The organism is Bacillus sp. 123MFChir2 (assembly GCF_000383235.1).
In the GTDB taxonomy this organism is placed as follows: domain Bacteria; phylum Bacillota; class Bacilli; order Bacillales; family Bacillaceae_G; genus Bacillus_A.
The window spans coordinates 84556-102485 of sequence record NZ_KB910928.1; the positions used below are offsets into that span (position 1 = coordinate 84556).

Sequence of the window (17930 nt, forward strand, 5' to 3'; positions counted from 1 at the left end):
CCCTTTCTTACTTCTTCCACTCGTATAAAATTATTTTATTATAAACAGGATCAAATAACGGGTTAGAGCGAAAGACGGCAACTTCTTCTACCTGTCCTTTTATATCGATCCCTTGTTTTTGAAACCCTTCAATTAAATGATTCGTAACGTATATTGTAGCATCTTTATAATATTTTTTATCTTGTAAAAAATAGTCATATGTGTAAAACCGTTTATGTTCATATGGCACATGTAAATATTCCATAACCCGTGTCTCTTCCCATGTGTATATAATGAACGGCTGCTGTTTTTCTTGTAAATACGATGCCAACTGATACGTTGCAGGTACAGCTTCTTTTTGTTCTTGCATAAGAGGTATACTAACAACAAGTTGAAACGTTGCAAATAACAAAAGTAAAATTCCGCTATGTCTTTTTAACCATGAAATAGCAAGTACGAAAAGTACTATCGCTACAATTGGATAAGAATGACGCGGCTTATCAATATTTTGTCCAAGTAAATTCCAAAGAAAATATACACTACCAAGCGCTATAAATAATTTCGGATAGCAACGTATGTTCTTCCATTGTAAAACAAAAAGAAGTAAAAAGAAAAGAAAGAAACCTGCAAGAACGTACGAATGAACACCGATTCCTGCAAATACAATATTCTCCAAAAGCAAACGAAATAGACGTGATATAAGCGGTTCACTCGTTTCTGTAACCGCACCGCCCCATTCCGTAAAATGCCCCTCTACAAATCCGAACGAAATTTCCCATAATCCCGCCAGGCCGCCGATATTCCAAATAAGTGCTCCAATCCACACAATTTGCGAAAGAACAGCTGTGCAGCATATGATGATAAATCGCCATTTTTCTTCATGCCATTGCTGCCATACTAATACAATAAGCGCTATTCCAAACGGCGCATAGGATACACGTATCCCCATCAATACGGCGAAGAAAATGACTGGCCAAAATTGAGCTCGAAATTCATTCGTCCGAAATGCTCGATCTACACTCCACATATACCACCATAACACTGCTAATGCTGCTCCTTCTGACATTGGCTGCGTTACTAAAATGGAGAAATAACCGCTCGTTTGCAGTGTAGCTACAACAATAAGGGCACTCGTTTTACTTACATAACGACGTGCAATCCAATACATTGGAAAAGCCGCAGTAAGTGCCATAACTGCATTGAAAATCCCTAACGATTGCACAGGGTTTTCTATAAAAAGATGCGTCATCATTCCTCCTAAAATAAAAAACGGATAACCCGGGAAATGAGGTTGCATCGCTAATATGTCATATTGCTTTAGCGCAAGCGAAAAGTCTACTTCATCCCACGTTGCAGCAAATGGACTTGCATAAAAAAATCGGATAACAATCGTACTCGAAAACAGAAGAATTGCCCATATACATAATACTCGTTTCATCTCATTTCCTTTCTGCAAAAAAAGTACAAGGAATATTCCTTGTACTTTTAGCTTACTGATTTATTTGCTTCGACTACTGTTCCCTTTTTTTTAACAGGCTTTTTAAAGACAATTAACATATACAGGACAACAAAATAACCGATATATGCAAGGATTTCTTCAAGCGATGGCATCGAGGAATATCCTAAAAATGCTTTTAAGAAAATACCGATATCACCGGAAAGAAGCGGTGCAGTACCGTGATCACGCAAGTAATGAGCATAATCAATCGGATGCTCTGGAAGTAGCCACGTAATATCGTATACGTGCGGCATCACACTTCCAAGTATTTTTAAATCTTGCATCATAGAAATACCTTGCACAAGAAGTCCCGCTGCAATAAAGACAATAAATACTCCCGTTACTTTAAAGAATACTTTTAGTGAAATACGCATCGTTCTCTTAAAGAATAAGTAGCTGACAAGAGCTGCAACAAGCACTCCTGAAATTGCTCCCCAACCTTGCAGTGCCGCTTCAATATTTCCACCTGTAATCGCAGCAAAGAAGAACACCGTTTCAACGCCTTCCCGCAGCACAACAAGGAAGGAGTGTACGACCATTCCAATTATGTTTCCAGCCGTAATATATTTGCTCATTTTATTTTCCATGTTGGCTTTCATATTCTTACTATGTTCAGCCATCCAAAATACCATTTGCGTAAGCAAAATAGCGGAAATAAACATAATTGATATTTTTAAATACATCTCACTTCCCATTGCAGCAAAGCCAGTAAACACAACTTGGAAGACAAGAGCAACAATATAACTTGCTACAACCGCAAGGCCTGCTCCTACCCAAACATATTTCACATACTGTTTATTATCCGTACGTTTTAAATATGTAGTAATAATTCCAACAATGAGCAATGCTTCTAATACTTCACGAAATGTAATGAGAAATGCCTGTAACTGCATCGCTCTTCCTCCTCATTCTTACTTACGTTTTCGTACTGCGTATATAATAACCCCAACAAGTATGAGTACAATCACCACAATTGGAGCCCAGTTTTTCCATTTACTTAAATCTGTCCATTCTGTTTTGCCTGTGCTTTTTGAAGCTTCTTCTTTTCCGCTCGCATCAAAATGGCCAACTTTGAAATCTTTAATTTTAAATTCTTTTTGTAAACTTGTTAAAATAACATCTTTACTTTTCTTGAAAGCATCTTGATTTGCTTCCTTTTGTCCTACTCCAAATAATCCTGGATTCCCAAGAGACTCTAGCGCTTTATTAAACTCATCTTTTAATTTTGTATCTAACTCTTTATTATGCTGTGCAACAACTGGTGATAACGCTTCATATGTTGCAAATGCTTTTGCTAATAAACGTTTACTTGTATCATAATCTTTAAATTGTTCATCAACATTTGTTAAACGACGATTAATATTAAGAGCAAGAATTTTTTGCATATCAGCAATAAGATCTTCTTTATTTTTCTTATCAAAATCGTTCATGATTGCTTTCGTTGGTTCTTTACCCATGTGCTGATCAATTTCTTCTCGCACATTTTCATATGATTTCTTAGCTTCTGTAAAGTTTGGCGGATTTTCATCTAATTTCGTGACCATTTGCTTATATGTCTCTGCAACCTTTTCTTCGTTCGGATTTCCGTACGAATAAGCAAATGCACTTGTATGTACCGAAAATAGCAAGAAAATACCGACAAATAATGAAGTAATTATTTTTTTCATAAATGCTCCTCCTAAAGAGATGATAATAATTATCACTTTCAATGTCAAGAAAAGAAATACTCACTATGAGCATTTCTTTTCTCCTACTAACACATGCGCGTCATAATCAATCCTAACTTTCTCTACGGGACGTCCCATCTCTTTCCAAATCGCAGGCAAAACGCGCGTCATATACTTACGAAACGAAATAAACGACTCCCCTGTTTCACGTACTTTATACGTAATTGGTACTTCTTGAACGCGAAATCCCTTTCGCACTAAGTTTAGTGTAATCACTTGTGCATAATTGTAATCGTGCACAATTTCTCCGTGTTCCATCGCTTGCCTTGAAAAAGCACGCATTCCTGATTGACCATCACGAATCCATTTACGCAGCAAGATACATTGCAGCACCGTAAAACAATAGTTTCCAAGCCGCCTATGTAGTCTCATACCGCTAATGGTGCCGCGAAAACGCGACCCCATTGTATAATCTGCTTTTCCTTCCAATATGGGCTGCAATACATTTGGAATTTCATCTGCTGGATATTCATCATCCGCATCAATCATCACACTAATATCAGCTCCCAATCGATAGCTCTCCTTGAGGCCTGCTCGAACAGCTGCACCTAAACCGCTATTTTTTGCAAACGAAACGATATGATCCGCTCCTGCTTCTTTCGCAACTTCTACCGTTCTGTCTGTTGAACCGTCATCAATGACAAGAACTTCTACTTTTATACTCGGATGAAAATGACGCGGTACTTTTCGAATAACATGCGCAATGGAGTCTTCTTCATTTAGAGCTGGTATAAACACAATTACTTTCATTTCTTTTCCTGCTCCTTTAACGCTTCCACTAACACAGGACCACGGCTATGTGATGGATACGGTGCCCCTAATAAATAAGCAAGTGTTGGTGCCATAGAAACGAGACTTTTCTTCTCTTCTATTTTCACACCTTGTTTAATATGGGGACCATACATAAAGAATGGCACAAAACGTTCTCCCTCATCTAAATGACCATGACCACCAATTCCATCTGCCTGTCCATGATCAGCGCAAATAATAAACGTCGTGTTCTCTGCTTTTCCTGTTTTCTCTAAATGCTCGATAAAATGTTTTACATGCTGGTCTGCTTCATAAATTTTTTGTAAATACTCATCATATAATACGCCGCGACTATGCCCCGTTTGATCTGTTGAAATGAGCTGCACGATAAAAAGATCTGGGTCTTGCTCATCCATAATTTGTTTCGCCTTTTCCATAATCTTTCCATCCACAACATCATTTTTCATAACAGCTGTAAATGTCTCAACATCTTCACCAAACGCGTCGACTAAATGCGCAACGGCTAGCATTTTTCCTGTTTTATCTACTTTTCGAAGCGAATCAAAAATACTTTCTACATTCACACCATGCTTCCAAACCATGTTCGATTTAATACCATGCTCAAACGAATATGTCCCTGTAAACATAGATGAGAAACATACAACAGTACGAGCTGGATACACCGTTTCCATGTTTAAAAACTCCGTCCCTTTTTTTCGAAGATAATCTAAATACGGTGTATGCGCTGCTTCAAAACGATCTTTACGCATACCGTCAATCACAATGACAACTACTTTTTCATTCAGTGCTTCTTTATTTTCAGGCACATTTTCCGTATAAGTTGGAATTGCTTTTGGCTGCCAATCAAATAAATTACGATGTAAGATAATTGTATACAGGGCAAGAGCACCGTAAAACGTAAGAATTGTTTTCCAATCTACTGTACCTAACGTACCGCCTTCTTGGAAGAAAAGATAATAATAATACCAAAGCGATAACAATAGTAAAAACTTTGGCATTTGCTCCTGAGCATTGCCACTTGTAGAATCGCTATTCTTTAACACGAGTTTCCAAAAGCGTGTAAAGTTTAGCCAAGACGTTCCAATACGCAAATGATAATATAACGTTCCCCAAAATAGGATTGTAAAGAAAAAATATAATCCTAATGCAAATAATAGTAACGGTATATGTACCATTTTAAAAACGATTAAATAGACAATGAACGGTAGCCATAAGTAATTTCGTAAAAACAACGGAAAATCAAACAAATAATATAAAACGAGCAACGGAACAATGAATAAAAAACTACTAAAAAAAGCTGGGACAAAATCCGGTTGTCCAAACTGTGAAATGGAAAACAATAAAAATGTGCCGAATACAAAAATCGGTGTAAATGGTTTCCCTTCATTTAGTAGGTTCCAACAGCGTGCCGCTACTTTTTCAAATTTCGACGCTTTCTTTACTTCTTCCAATGAATTTTTTCTCCCTTCTGACTGAAAAATGAGCGTAATTCTATCGGATACAATAGTAATAGCATTCCGCCCACACCATAAGAAAATATAAATTTGAAACCATGACTCATTAACGACCATTGATAGGCATCAGATTGCTTAACTCCTACTGCTTGCAATGCAAATGTCATAACAGTCTCATATGTACCAATTCCGCCTGGTGTTAGTTGAAACACTTGTCCAGCAATGGTCACGCTATTTACCCATACCGCTTGCAAAAATGAGAGAGGCTTAGCAATTTCATAAATGACAAAGGCCTCACAAATCCAGCTCAGCATAATAAGAAAAACAATGATTCCGCCTTGTAGTGTAAATAGTGAATCTTTCAATTGCTTCCACTGCTTTTCTACAAATCGAGGTACTTTCTTATATAAGAGAAATAACAGCACGCTTCCCATACATATACACGCAAGAATAACAGGAACATTAAGTAAAATATTTTTCCATAATAGTAACATTCCCGCCGCCCCAAACAAACCGAGAATAAACAAATCTAGTATACGAAGTACAACGACAGATTGCGTCGCCTCTCCTAATGTTACTTTCTTCTCTTTTGTAATCGTTGCAATGCGAACAGCATCTCCCACTTTTAACGGAGAAACATGATTAATGAATAAACTGTACAACAGTCCATATAGTGCTTCTTTCATCGTAATGCGATGATGAAGGTACAATTTCCATGCATAAGCACGAAACAAAAAAGCGATGCTGTACATCATAACGAGAAGCATAATAGTGTACGGCTGTCTCCATAAATATTGAAAATATTTCCATAATGAGGATAATTCAAACGAACGCCATGACAAAAGAAAAAAGATACATAACAAAAAAACACCGCAAATATTAAACAATATCCGAATATTGCTTCGCCCACGCAACGGTTCGTTCCAACCCTTCTGCAAAAGATACACGCGGCTTATATCCAAGTTGTTCTTGCGCTTTAGAAATATCTGCCCACGTTGATGTTACGTCCCCTTTTCTATGCGCTTCTTGCCTTACACGCATAAACGGGAAATGTGTTTCTAACTGCGCGAGTAATTCTGTCATTAAAATAGGCGCGTTAGATCCAAGATTATATACATCACTATGATGTGATTGTAATGTAAGAGCGATTCCTTCTGTAATATCATCAATATACGTATAATCACGGCCTGTCCCTGTTCCGTACACAACAATCTCTTCCTCATTTAATAACTTTCGAATGAAGCTTGCAACTGCCATATCCGGACGTCCCCACGGTCCATATACAGTAAAGAATCGTAAAATATTCATTTGAAATCCGTACATATATTGATACGCATGACAAAGAGATTCTGCTCCGTATTTGGATGCAGCATACGGCGAAAGAACACGACCATTTGCCACTTCCTCTCGCAAAGGCATCCCTGTCTGCTCCCCATATACAGAAGAAGACGATGCAAAAATAACGTGTTTCACATTTTCTTCGCCGGCACAAGTTAATACGTTGCTTGTCCCTTTTATATTAATATCAACATAAGAACCTGGTATTTCAAGCGATGGTCTTACGCCTGGAAAACCTGCTAAATGAACCACCGCATCGATTTTCTCTTGCTGCATCACAGCTTTCACATCATCTTTTTGTAAAATATCACATTCATAAAATGGAACGTTCCCAGCTCTCTGGACTTGTTCTAATTGAAAAAGCTTTCTAGATTTCGCATAGTAAGAGTGAAAATTATCAAGAAGCACAACTTGTTTACCTTGCTCTAGTAATTTCAACGCAAGATGACTTCCGATAAAACCCGCTCCTCCAGTAATTAATACCTTCATTTTGTTCACCACCTTCTACAACCCTATGCAAAAGAAGAAACCTTGTCAAGGCAAGGTTTCTTCAAAAGAATATAGACGTTTCGGGTTTATTTCGCTGTTTCCACAACTTTATTTAACATGGATTCAATTTGCGGCAATAACTTGTCTGCTTCTTCTTTCTTCTTCGCTTTTACTGCATCTAAATAAGATTGTGCTGTTTTTGTTAACTCTGCTGTTTGCTGCTCGCCAAGTACAGTTTTTAAATCATTTTCAATCATGTTAATGAACAATGCACCTTCTAATGCTGTAATAGGGCCTTTGTCTTTTCCGAAATTTTCTTGACTCTCTTTATACTCACCTAATGCAACTTTTGCAAATCCACGTACAAACGCTTTATTTACCGCTTTTGCATCAACTGTTTTCACATCAGTTTTTAAATCAAATTGTTTTAAAATAAAGTCTGCTTCTTCAGGAGCCGCTTTTTTCACATATGGATAGACAGCTTGATAAAATGCCCATCCCTCCGCTTGCTCAACTTTTGCATTTTTCTCATCTTTCTTTGCTTCTGCTACCATTTTTGTAGCATAACCGTGCGGCTCAGCGCCCGTTGCAAAGTAAAATGTTTTCATTAACGTTTTATCTACAACTTGCTTGCCAAGAGAAAACGCAAGTTTGTCACCTTTATCAATTGCTGCGTTCATTTCATCAAAGCCGCCTTTAATTGTAGAAGCCATTTGTGTTCCGTATGCCGTATCACGCTTTCCAACTGTACCTTCTACGCCTTTATAAAACGCAAGTGCTTCTTCCATTTCTTTTTTCACTTCATCTTTTTGGCCCCATTTTGTATCAATCTCTTTAAAATCATGGCGCATAGATTGGAAGAATTCTTTTTGCATTAATTTATCAAATAGTTGTTTTACAACCATTGGTTCCATTTCTTTCTTTTTCCCTGCTTCTAATGCAGCTGTAATTGTTTGATCAATTTGCTCGTTAAATTCTCCATCACGTTGTTGAACAAGAGGTTGTAATTTTTCTTTATATAACTTTGTTACTTTATCAAAGTCAACCTCTTTGCCGTTTTTTGCTTTTTCAAGCTCCGCTACTCCATCTTTGTAAGCTTGTACAAAATCTGCTTCTTGTTGTTTTGTTTCTTCTTTTTTCACAGATTGTTCTGTCTTTTTCTCTTGTGCTTCAGACTTTTTCGTTTCCTCTTTCGCACAACCTGCAAAAAGTAAAGTTGTTACGGCTGCTGCAGATAATACTTTTAACTTTAACGTCATGGATTACGTCCCCCTAAAACTCACTGATAGTGATTTTCATTATTAATAGCTTGATTATAAAAGCAGAGATAACAAGTGTCAACAACATTTTTGTATCCGTTGTCATATTTACGCAAGGTAATTTTAACCAATATAAAAAGCCCAGCATCATCTGCCGGGCTTTTTAATTAGAAGTGTTTAGATACTAATTCAGCTAACGCTTCTTTCGGTTTGTAACCTAATGCTTGCTCAACCACTTGACCATCTTTTAATACGAATAGAGCTGGGATGCTCATTACTTCGAATTTACGAGCCGTTTCTTGGTTTTCATCCACATCTACTTTTACTACCTTTACTTTATCGCCTAATTCTGCATCGATTTCTTCTAATACAGGAGCGATCATTTTACAAGGGCCGCACCAAGGTGCCCAAAAATCTACTAATACAAGACCTTCGCTTGCTTCGACTGCGAAAGTTTGGTCAGTTGCGTTTACAATTGCCATGTTATTTCCTCCTTTATGAACCTTTTAACCAAAGTATATCATTATCTTATATACGTGGCGAATAATATGTATCGTTAAGTATTTTAACAAATAACTCAAGCTTTATACTAGCTAAAATTCTTTCGAGCGAAAAAGCGAGAAGCAGGGGACCTCTCGCTTTTCTTTATTTATATAGGGGTAATTACTTACTAGGAACTCATTATACGCAACTTAAGAATGTACTTTTAACTTTTTAAATTCTTCTGTTAGAAGCGGTAATACTTCGAATAAGTCGCCAACGATGCCATAGTCAGCTACTTTAAAAATATTCGCTTCTGGATCTTTGTTAATTGCTACAATAATTTTTGAGTTAGACATACCAGCTAAATGTTGAATCGCACCAGAAATACCGCATGCAATATACAAATCTGGCGTTACAACTTTACCTGTTTGTCCAATTTGCAGTGAATAGTCGCAGTACTCTGCATCACAAGCTCCGCGAGACGCACCAACTGCTCCGCCAAGCACATCTGCTAGTTCTTTTAACGGTTTAAAACCATCTTCACTTTTCACACCGCGTCCGCCCGCAATAATTACTTTTGCTTCGGAAAGATCGACGCCTTCTGCTGTTTTACGAACAACTTCTTTAATGACTGTACGTAAATCTTTTACATCGACTGTCATAGAAGAAACATCACCTGTACGCGCTTCATCTTTTTCAAGCGGTGTAATGTTATTTGGACGAATTGTCGCAAATAAGACACCATCTGTTACAACCTTCTTCTCAAATGCTTTACCAGAATAAATTGGACGTGTGAATACAACATTACCACCAGCCACTTCTAACGCTGTCACGTCAGAAACAAGACCTGCCTCTAATTTCGCTGCAAGTTTTGGTGATAAATCTTTTCCCAATGCTGTATGTCCAAACACAATTCCTTCTGGTTTTTCTTCTTCATACACTGCTAGAAATGCTTGCGCATATCCATCAGATGTATACGAAGCTAATTTATCGCTTTCAACTGTCACAACGCGATCTGCACCGTAAGAAATGAGTTCTTGTGCGAATGAAGCGACGCTTTCACCTAGTAAAAAACCGACAACTTCTCCGCCTTCTGCAATTGTTTTTGCGGCTGCTACTGCCTCAAATGAAACGTTACGTAAAGAACCGTCACGAACTTCTCCCATTACTAATACTTTACGAGCCATATGTTTTCCCTCCTGGATATCCTAGTATTTTTTAAACTACTTTCGCTTCTGTATGCAATAGCGATACAAGTTCTTTTACTTGATCTTGCAGTTCGCCTTGTAACACTTTTCCAGCATCTTTCTTAGGAGGTAAATAGATTTCAATTGTTTTTGTTTTCGCTTCTACATCATCTTCATCTAAATCTAAATCATCTAATTCTAAAGTTTCTAGCGGCTTTTTCTTCGCTTTCATAATACCTGGAAGCGATGGATAACGCGGTTCATTTAAACCTTGTTGCGCTGTTGCTAAAAGAGGTAAAGATGTTTCGATGACTTCTGTATCCCCTTCTACATCACGCTCGATCTTTACGTTTGTACCGTCAATTTCAAGCTTTGTAATTGTTGTTACATATGGAATATTCAGCGCTTCCGCTACACGTGGTCCAACTTGTCCAGATGCACCGTCAATCGCTACGTTACCAGCTAAAATTAAGTCAACATCCTTCTCTTTTAAGTACTCAACAAGCACTTTTGCTGTTGTATATTGATCAATATTTTCAACATCATCTTCAATGTTGATCAATACCGCTTTATCACAGCCCATCGCAAGTGCTGTACGAAGTTCCTTTTCACTATCTTCACCGCCAACAGTAACGACTGTCACTTCACCGCCTTGTGCATCTCTTACTTGAATTGCTTCTTCAATCGCATATTCATCGTAAGGGTTGATGATGAATTCCGCTTCGCCATCGTAAATTGCACCGTTTTTAATTGCGATTTTTTCTTCTGTATCAAATGTTCGTTTCATGAGTACGTAGATGTTCATTCTATTTACCCCCTTGTTTTTTTAAAAGGAAAATTTGGTTAATCCTAATATTCTGTTAATTTGTATTAAAAAAATAGAGAACTATCTGCCGCTAAAAGAAGGCTTTCGTTTTTCTAAGAACGCTGCTACTCCTTCTCTTCCATCTGCGCTAGTGAACACTTCACCAAATAACTGCGCTTCATGTTGTACTCCTTCATAATAATGAGAAGACTTCATTGTTTGTAGCAACTCCAATACAGCGCGGACAGATGCTGCGCTTTTTCCAGCAATCTTTTTCGCTACTTTTAGCGCCTCTTCTAATAATACTTCTTCAGGGAATGCTCGGTTTGCAAGCCCAATCTCAGTTGCTTCCACACCTGAAATCGGATCGCTTGTTAACATCATTTCACAAGCCTTCGCTTTTCCAACATAGCGCGGTAAGCGCTGCGTCCCCGCAAATCCTGGAATCAATCCTAGCGTTAGCTCCGGCAAACCAATTTTTGCAGTCTCACTTACAAAGCGCATATGGCAAGACATCGCAAGTTCTAATCCCCCGCCAAGCGCTGCGCCATGAATTGCCGCAATAATTGGCTTTGAGAATTTTTCAACGCGTTCAAAGATTACTTGTCCATGTTGCGATAATTTCGTTGCCTCTTTTGCTTCTTCAACAGCAGTGAACTCTTTAATATCCGCTCCCGCTGAGAAAAATCGGCCTTCTCCATGAACAAGTACAACGCGTACATTCTCATCCGTTTCCACTGCATCAAGTAATTCACCAACTTCACTAATAACTTGTAAAGACATCGCATTTGCTGGCGGATGATTAATCTTTACAATTGCTATGTAATCCTCCACCGTTACAGATAGGAAATTCAAATGTACTCCCTCCCCATTAATTGCGGTAACCACAAGCTGCTACTAATAGCTCATGCACCGTTTTTGAAATTGCGACCAAATCATATTTATGATCGCTCATTACCCAGTTGGTGACAACTTCATCTACTGTTCCGAAAATCATTTGTCTTGCCACGCGGACATTTAAATCCGTACGAAATTCTTCTTGCTTGATGCCAATTTCTAAAATTTCATCAATGACTTGCAAGTACCCTTTCAACACTTCATTAATTTTGAGGCGTAAGTCTTGGTTGGATTGGCGAAGTTCTAGTTGCGTAACGATAGCAAGAGCGTCATTTTGCGAAAGTAAAGAGAAGTGTGTTTCTACCAACATAAATAACTTCTCTACAGCGCTTTCAATTCCTGCTGTTTTTTGCCGAATTGTTTCGATAAATTCTCCCATCTTTTCCTGGAATAAAGATATCAATATATCTTCTTTATTTTTGAAATATAAATATATCGTTCCATCGGCAACACCAGCTTGCTTTGCTATTTTGGAAACTTGGGCTTGGTGATATCCATTTTCTGCGATGACAATCACCGCTGCATCAATAATTTGGTTATATTTAGGTCGATTCTTTTTCACAGTACTATCCCCTTCAAGAAGATGACTGAATGATGATTCATTCACATTTTAATAATACTGACTATTTCAAATATTGTCAATGCTATTCACTCAAAAAAAAGAAAGGGCATTAGCCCGTTTGCTCATCATCTTCCTTTTGCAATTCCTCCTCAACTAGCACGCGACGCAAAATCTTCCCAACAGTTGTTTTCGGTAATTCTTTTCGAAACTCATATACTCTCGGCACCTTATATGCTGCTAAATATTTGCGAGCAAACGTATTTAATTCTTCTTCTGAACATGTTACACCATCTTTCACAACAACGAACGCTTTTACCGTTTCACCGCGATACGGGTCAGGCACACCAAGAACAACCACTTCTTGCACCTTTTCATGTTCATATAATACTTCTTCTACTTCACGCGGATATACGTTAAACCCACTTGCCACTATCATATCTTTCTTTCGATCTTTCACATAAAAAAAGCCGTCTTCATCCATATAGCCAACATCACCCGTATACAGCCATCCATCTTTCAGCACCGCTGCTGTTTCCTCCGGCTTATTCCAGTAACCTTTCATCACTTGTGGGCCTTTCACAACAATTTCGCCAACCTCACCTACCGGCAGCGGTTCACCTGTTTCTAGTGAAAGAATACGCGCATCTGTACTCGGCCACGGCACACCAATACTTCCGGGTACTCGCTTTGTCCATAAAAAGTTACCATGTGTAACTGGAGACGATTCTGTTAAACCATATCCTTCTACGAGCTTGCCACCTGTTACACGTTCAAACTGTTCTTGCACTTCAACCGGAAGAGCAGCTGATCCGCTAATACATGCGCTAATAGAAGAAACATCATATTTGTGGAGTTCAGGGTAGTTTAACAGCGCAATATAAATAGTCGGAGCACCAGGAAATAATGTAACGCGATGTTTTTTAATTGCCTCTAATACCATTTTAATATCAAATTTTGGAATGAGGACCATTTTATACGCTTCCATAATTGATAGATTCATAACAGCTGTCATCCCATATACATGAAAAAACGGCAATACTCCGAGAATAACCTCTTCACCTGCCCGGCAATTATAAAGCCAATGCATTCCCATCCTTGTATTAGATACAAGATTTTTATGAGTAAGCATAACACCCTTTGGAAATCCAGTCGTCCCGCCTGTATATTGCAGAAGAGCTAAGTCTTCTTCAGGATCACACGGCACATCTACCGCTATATCCTCTGCACGTTCAATAGACTTCCAAACGTGAATATTCTCACTTTCATTTACATGAACAACGAGATTTGTTTGTTTTTTCTGTACAAATGGATACAATAAATTTTTTGGGAATGGTAAATAATCGGCGATGCGTGTCACAATGACATGTTCGATATTCGCTCTAGACTGCACATTGCTGACTTTCGGAAATACAATATCGAGACAAAGAATAACTTTCGCACCTGAGTCATGAAGCTGGTATTCAAGCTCCCGTTCTGTATAAAGTGGATTCGTTTGCACGACAACACCACCAGCTAATAGTGTTCCGTAATAACCGATAACACTTTGCGGGCAGTTTGGCAGCATAATCGCAACTCGATCTCCTTTTTCTAGCCCAAGCCTCTGAAGATAATTGGCAAATTGTCTAACCTTACGATCTAGCTCTGCGAACGTAATATCTTTCCCTAAGAAATGAAGCGCTTTCTTTTCTGGATATTGTAAAGCAGCTTCCTGCAAATACACGTGAAGAGGCTTCATATCAAAGGAAATCGTGTGCGGAATTTCCTTTGGATAACTTTGCAGCCATGGTTTTTCCAATTCTAACTCCCCCTTCTCGACATTATAAAAACATAACTTCTCTGTGGTACGCCCGTTCTAACATAAATGAATGTGTATTCATGTTGCTTATTTTCATTATAGTATAGGGATTGCTCCGTTACAATCATAATATTCAGACTATTGCAATCCTATTACCACCCTACAAATATTCTCCAGCACACAAGTGTCATTACTCCCGTTAATAACGAAAATACAACTTGCCTTTTCCATACGCCTACACCAAATGCTACAATCCCTGCAACTATATACTCAGGACTCCATGATCCCCCCTTTTCATGAAACAGAACAAGTGGGATTGTTAATGAAGCAAAAATACCAAAAATGAGTCCATCGACAACACTTGCAGAGGCAATCGGTAAAATGTGCTTCATTCCTTTTAAAAACTCCTGCCGCTTATCATGTACTACGATTTTTTCTTTCTCTATCCCATCTTATCTCCCCATTCTTTCCCTTTGCATAAGAAAAAGATGTGGGGTATGAACCACACATCTTTCTTTATAACTATAGCTTCAAGATGTTTATGATATTTCCTTCTTCAAATTAATCTCAATATCTTTTCCATTCTCATCTTTCAAAATCACCTTGAAATCTCCTACTTCATCAAAAGAAGTAATATCAAATGTTTTTACCTTAATGATCTTCCCATTATTTAAAGCTTTTGAATATCCCTTCCGTGTTGATTGATGCTCTTTTCCTTTATGATCAACTAAAGTAATACTATCAATTGTCTTGAGTAGTTGTTTTCTCTTTTCAACATCCTCTACAAAATCAAATTCAAACGTGATATTCATCCCTGTTGGCAACAATTCGGCAGAAGAAATTTTTAACGATTCCAGTTTTTGTTGAGGAACATATTTGATATCATGAATTTTATTAAATTTATTATCGACCGTGATACTATTTTCCCATTTCCCAAGAATTTCTTTATTTAATTGCATGCCATTTTTATGAAATGCAAAAATATTTTCTTTCTTGATATTAGATTTTGTTTCTGCTTCTGTCATAAATGTAGGATCTTGATTTTCTAATGGTGAAAATAACTGGATTGATTGTATATTGAAATTTAGACTCTCAATATCAGCAATCGGATTCATTGGATATAAAACAAAATTACCTGTCAGTTCACCATGCTCTGCATCTACTTGTATACTTTGTTCTCCGTTTGCTAATATTTCTCCATTCTCCTCCGTTAAACCAGTTGTTGTATCAGCTTTTTCTATATATCTTCCTTTATTGTCAGTTAAATCGTATACCATATTTAATTCAGAAACTTTCTGCAACACACTTTTATCATCAAATTTATACCGTAATGAAAATACGATTTTTGATTTATCATACGCTATGTCTTTTACTTGAATGGTAACACCACTATCTTTCATACTATTATTTTTCTCTACTTTTTGCATATATCCGTTATCCGTAGCCTTTTGTACCCCTCGATCTTTTGTAAGGAAGATTTCTTTTACCATCGCCATAGGAGCCTCACCATACAAAGCGAGACCAGCAATAGATAAACCTGTAATAACAGCAGCAATTTGTTTTTTATATGAAAACCGTTTTTTCGTTTTTTTACTGTTTCTGATTTGCTCAAAAGCAAGTTCTTTCTTTTCTATAACACTTTTAGGGATTAAAATATCTTTATTTAATGATTCTTCTAACTGCTTCTCAAAGTTAAGATTCATTTGAACTCCTCCCATTACTTAATATTTTGTCTTCTTGCAAGTAGTATGTTTTTAACTGCTGCCTTGCTCTACTTAATCTCGATTTTATCGTTCCTTCTTTTTCACTTAAAATTTCACTTATTTCTTTTGTCGTAAATTTATTTACATAAAATAAAACAATTACTAATCTGTACTCAGCACTTAAATAACTTAAAGTACTTTCGAAATCTAATTTTTGTTCTATCTTTTCATTCATCGCATGCTGACTCGGAACTTGCTCATAATCTTCGACATATACAATTTTATTTTTTCTTATTATATCGTTACACTTATTCATTAATATTTTCACAATCCATGTTTTAAAATAGCGCGGTTCTTTTAATTTCTTCAAATTGCTAAACGCTGCAAGAATAGTTTCCTGCACAGCATCACCTATATCTTCTTCATTTTTGAGACGTACTTTTGCGACCTTATACATTTGCGGCATTATGATATCAATTGCCTCAATAAAGGCTTCTTCATCACCCTTTTGCGCTCGCTTTAAGAGTAACTCCATATAGCTCCCCCTTTAAAAGATTTATATACGTATATATCTTTGTACACCTATTAGACTATATAGAGATTCAAATGGTTGCATTTTATAGGATTTTTTTCAAATACTATATAAAGCCATTTTAATTTTCCGACATATAAGTCACTGCTATGCACGACCAGATGCTCTCATTCTCCCTAAAAGAAAGGGATTTTCATGTCGTTTTTCAACTTAAATATAACTCCTTCTATCATATATCTTTCTATAACTCTGATAAAATTCTCTCGTAAATCTAAAAACTAGAAGGAAACTACAAAACTTTCACGAATTTACCATTTGAATCTAAATCATAGGAGGTTTTTCTATGTTCCAAACTGTAGAAGGTTTTTTAATGGCGTGGAAATACGAAGCAGATTCAACACAAAGAGTATTAGATATGCTAACTGATGAATCATTAACACAAGAAATCACACCAGACAACTGGACGTTAGGACGCATTGCGTGGCATATTGTAACGACTATTCCTGTCATTACATCCCGTACAGGTTTAAAATTCGAAGGAGAAACGAAAGATTACCCTGTCCCAACTTCCGCGCAATATATCGCGGACAGTTATCGTCAAATGAATGAAGCATTTACTAAAGCATTACAAACACAATGGACAGATCAAGATTTAGAGACAATAAATGATTTCTTTGGAAAACCAATGCCAAATTCAATCTTTTTAATGACTGTCATTAATCATCAAAACCACCACCGCGGACAAATGACAGTACTCATGCGCCAAGCAGGATTAAAAGTTCCTGGCATTTACGGACCGGCAAAAGAAGAGTGGGCTCTAGCTGGAATGGAAGCTCCGAAGATGTAATATGTGCTTATGAAATGAAAACGAGGTTCCTCTTTTTTGAGGAACCTTGTTTTCGTTCTATGAGAACAAAACAAATTTCTTTGGTATCATTTATAATGGATGTAAATGAATATTGGAGCTGAAACGCATGGATTATATAAGTTATTTACGAAATATGATTGGACATGAAAAAGTAATTATGGTAGTCGCAGGTTGTTTTGTATTGAATGAAAAGAATGAAGTGCTTCTGCAATTACGATCTGATAATGGAAAGTGGGGGCAGCCTGGCGGATTTATGGAATTTGGCGAGACAGTTGAAGATACAGCAAGAAGAGAAGTGTTTGAAGAAACTGGTTTGAAATTAGGCAAACTAGAATTCTTTAATGTATATTCTGGAAAGAAATACGAAAGAACGCTATCTAATGGTGATCAAGTTGCCTTAGTGAAATTGACTTATATTTGTCGAGATTTTCAAGGAACATTACATACTGATAACGAAGAAAGCTTGCAGCTACAATTTTTCCCATTAGATAACTTACCTGAACTATGGCAGAATCAACAAGAAGTTTTTGACGATTTGTTAGAACTGATGAAAATAGAAAACTAATGTTTCCTATCAAGTAGA

At 37.2% G+C, this 17930-nt stretch carries 19 protein-coding genes; 2 read left to right on the forward strand and 17 right to left on the reverse strand.

Annotated elements, in window-relative coordinates:
• Positions 1 to 7: 7 nt before the first annotated feature.
• From H280_RS0105015 to H280_RS0105095, 17 genes are all read right to left on the reverse strand, one after another.
• A complete protein-coding gene (locus H280_RS0105015) occupies positions 8 to 1417 on the reverse strand; it encodes a glycosyltransferase family 39 protein (RefSeq protein ID WP_020060021.1) in 1410 nt (469 codons plus the stop codon).
• 47 nt (positions 1418 to 1464) lie between these two features.
• The gene (locus H280_RS0105020; protein ID WP_020060022.1) at positions 1465 to 2370 is read right to left on the reverse strand and encodes an FTR1 family iron permease; all 906 of its coding nucleotides are present in this window, start codon (positions 2368 to 2370) and stop codon (positions 1465 to 1467) included.
• 18 nt (positions 2371 to 2388) lie between these two features.
• Positions 2389 to 3144, reverse strand: coding sequence for a hypothetical protein (locus H280_RS0105025; protein WP_020060023.1), 756 nt, complete (start codon positions 3142 to 3144; stop codon positions 2389 to 2391).
• Positions 3145 to 3207: 63 nt separating this feature from the next.
• Positions 3208 to 3954, reverse strand: a complete 747-nt coding sequence (locus H280_RS0105030) for a glycosyltransferase family 2 protein (RefSeq protein ID WP_020060024.1) — start codon at positions 3952 to 3954, stop codon at positions 3208 to 3210.
• Complete coding sequence (locus H280_RS0105035; protein WP_020060025.1) at positions 3951 to 5426, reverse strand: alkaline phosphatase family protein; 1476 nt, start codon at positions 5424 to 5426, stop codon at positions 3951 to 3953. Before H280_RS0105035 ends, H280_RS0105030 begins: the two co-directional genes overlap by 4 nt.
• Positions 5414 to 6292 carry a lysylphosphatidylglycerol synthase transmembrane domain-containing protein gene (locus tag H280_RS0105040; RefSeq protein WP_231401762.1) on the reverse strand — a complete coding sequence of 293 codons (879 nt, stop codon included), beginning with the start codon at positions 6290 to 6292 and terminating at the stop codon, positions 5414 to 5416. Before H280_RS0105040 ends, H280_RS0105035 begins: the two co-directional genes overlap by 13 nt.
• Positions 6293 to 6308: 16 nt before the next feature.
• The gene (locus tag H280_RS0105045) at positions 6309 to 7256 is read right to left on the reverse strand and encodes an SDR family NAD(P)-dependent oxidoreductase (RefSeq protein WP_020060027.1); all 948 of its coding nucleotides are present in this window, start codon (positions 7254 to 7256) and stop codon (positions 6309 to 6311) included.
• A gap of 86 nt (positions 7257 to 7342) precedes the next feature.
• Positions 7343 to 8515: a hypothetical protein gene (locus H280_RS0105050; RefSeq protein ID WP_020060028.1), complete on the reverse strand. Its 1173-nt coding sequence runs from the start codon at positions 8513 to 8515 to the stop codon at positions 7343 to 7345.
• Between the two features lie 167 nt (positions 8516 to 8682).
• Entirely contained in the window at positions 8683 to 8997 is a 315-nt protein-coding gene (trxA, locus tag H280_RS0105055) for a thioredoxin (protein ID WP_020060029.1), read from the reverse strand.
• 210 nt (positions 8998 to 9207) lie between these two features.
• A complete protein-coding gene (locus tag H280_RS0105060) occupies positions 9208 to 10185 on the reverse strand; it encodes an electron transfer flavoprotein subunit alpha/FixB family protein (RefSeq protein WP_020060030.1) in 978 nt (325 codons plus the stop codon).
• Positions 10186 to 10216: 31 nt separating this feature from the next.
• Complete coding sequence (gene etfB, locus H280_RS0105065) at positions 10217 to 10990, reverse strand: electron transfer flavoprotein subunit beta (RefSeq protein ID WP_020060031.1); 774 nt, start codon at positions 10988 to 10990, stop codon at positions 10217 to 10219.
• 81 nt (positions 10991 to 11071) lie between these two features.
• On the reverse strand, positions 11072 to 11845 hold the full coding sequence (locus tag H280_RS0105070) for an enoyl-CoA hydratase (protein ID WP_020060032.1): 774 nt from the start codon (positions 11843 to 11845) through the stop codon (positions 11072 to 11074).
• A 16-nt stretch (positions 11846 to 11861) separates the two neighbouring features.
• On the reverse strand, positions 11862 to 12449 hold the full coding sequence (locus tag H280_RS0105075) for a TetR/AcrR family transcriptional regulator C-terminal domain-containing protein (protein ID WP_020060033.1): 588 nt from the start codon (positions 12447 to 12449) through the stop codon (positions 11862 to 11864).
• A 109-nt stretch (positions 12450 to 12558) separates the two neighbouring features.
• On the reverse strand, positions 12559 to 14244 hold the full coding sequence (locus tag H280_RS0105080) for a long-chain-fatty-acid--CoA ligase (RefSeq protein WP_020060034.1): 1686 nt from the start codon (positions 14242 to 14244) through the stop codon (positions 12559 to 12561).
• 152 nt (positions 14245 to 14396) lie between these two features.
• Positions 14397 to 14636 (reverse strand): AzlD domain-containing protein, encoded by a 240-nt coding sequence (locus H280_RS24345; RefSeq protein WP_020060035.1) that lies wholly within the window; start codon positions 14634 to 14636, stop codon positions 14397 to 14399.
• Between the two features lie 147 nt (positions 14637 to 14783).
• Positions 14784 to 15947, reverse strand: a complete 1164-nt coding sequence (locus tag H280_RS0105090; RefSeq protein ID WP_020060036.1) for a DUF4179 domain-containing protein — start codon at positions 15945 to 15947, stop codon at positions 14784 to 14786.
• Positions 15937 to 16482: an RNA polymerase sigma factor gene (locus H280_RS0105095; RefSeq protein ID WP_020060037.1), complete on the reverse strand. Its 546-nt coding sequence runs from the start codon at positions 16480 to 16482 to the stop codon at positions 15937 to 15939. The genes H280_RS0105090 and H280_RS0105095 overlap by 11 nt, the downstream gene beginning before the upstream one ends.
• A 340-nt stretch (positions 16483 to 16822) precedes the next feature.
• Here H280_RS0105095 and H280_RS0105100 point away from each other — a divergent pair, with 340 nt between their 5' ends.
• The gene (locus tag H280_RS0105100; RefSeq protein WP_020060038.1) at positions 16823 to 17326 is read left to right on the forward strand and encodes a DinB family protein; all 504 of its coding nucleotides are present in this window, start codon (positions 16823 to 16825) and stop codon (positions 17324 to 17326) included.
• Positions 17327 to 17453: 127 nt separating this feature from the next.
• Positions 17454 to 17912, forward strand: coding sequence for an NUDIX hydrolase (locus H280_RS0105105; RefSeq protein WP_020060039.1), 459 nt, complete (start codon positions 17454 to 17456; stop codon positions 17910 to 17912).
• The last annotated feature ends 18 nt before the right edge of the window (positions 17913 to 17930 follow it).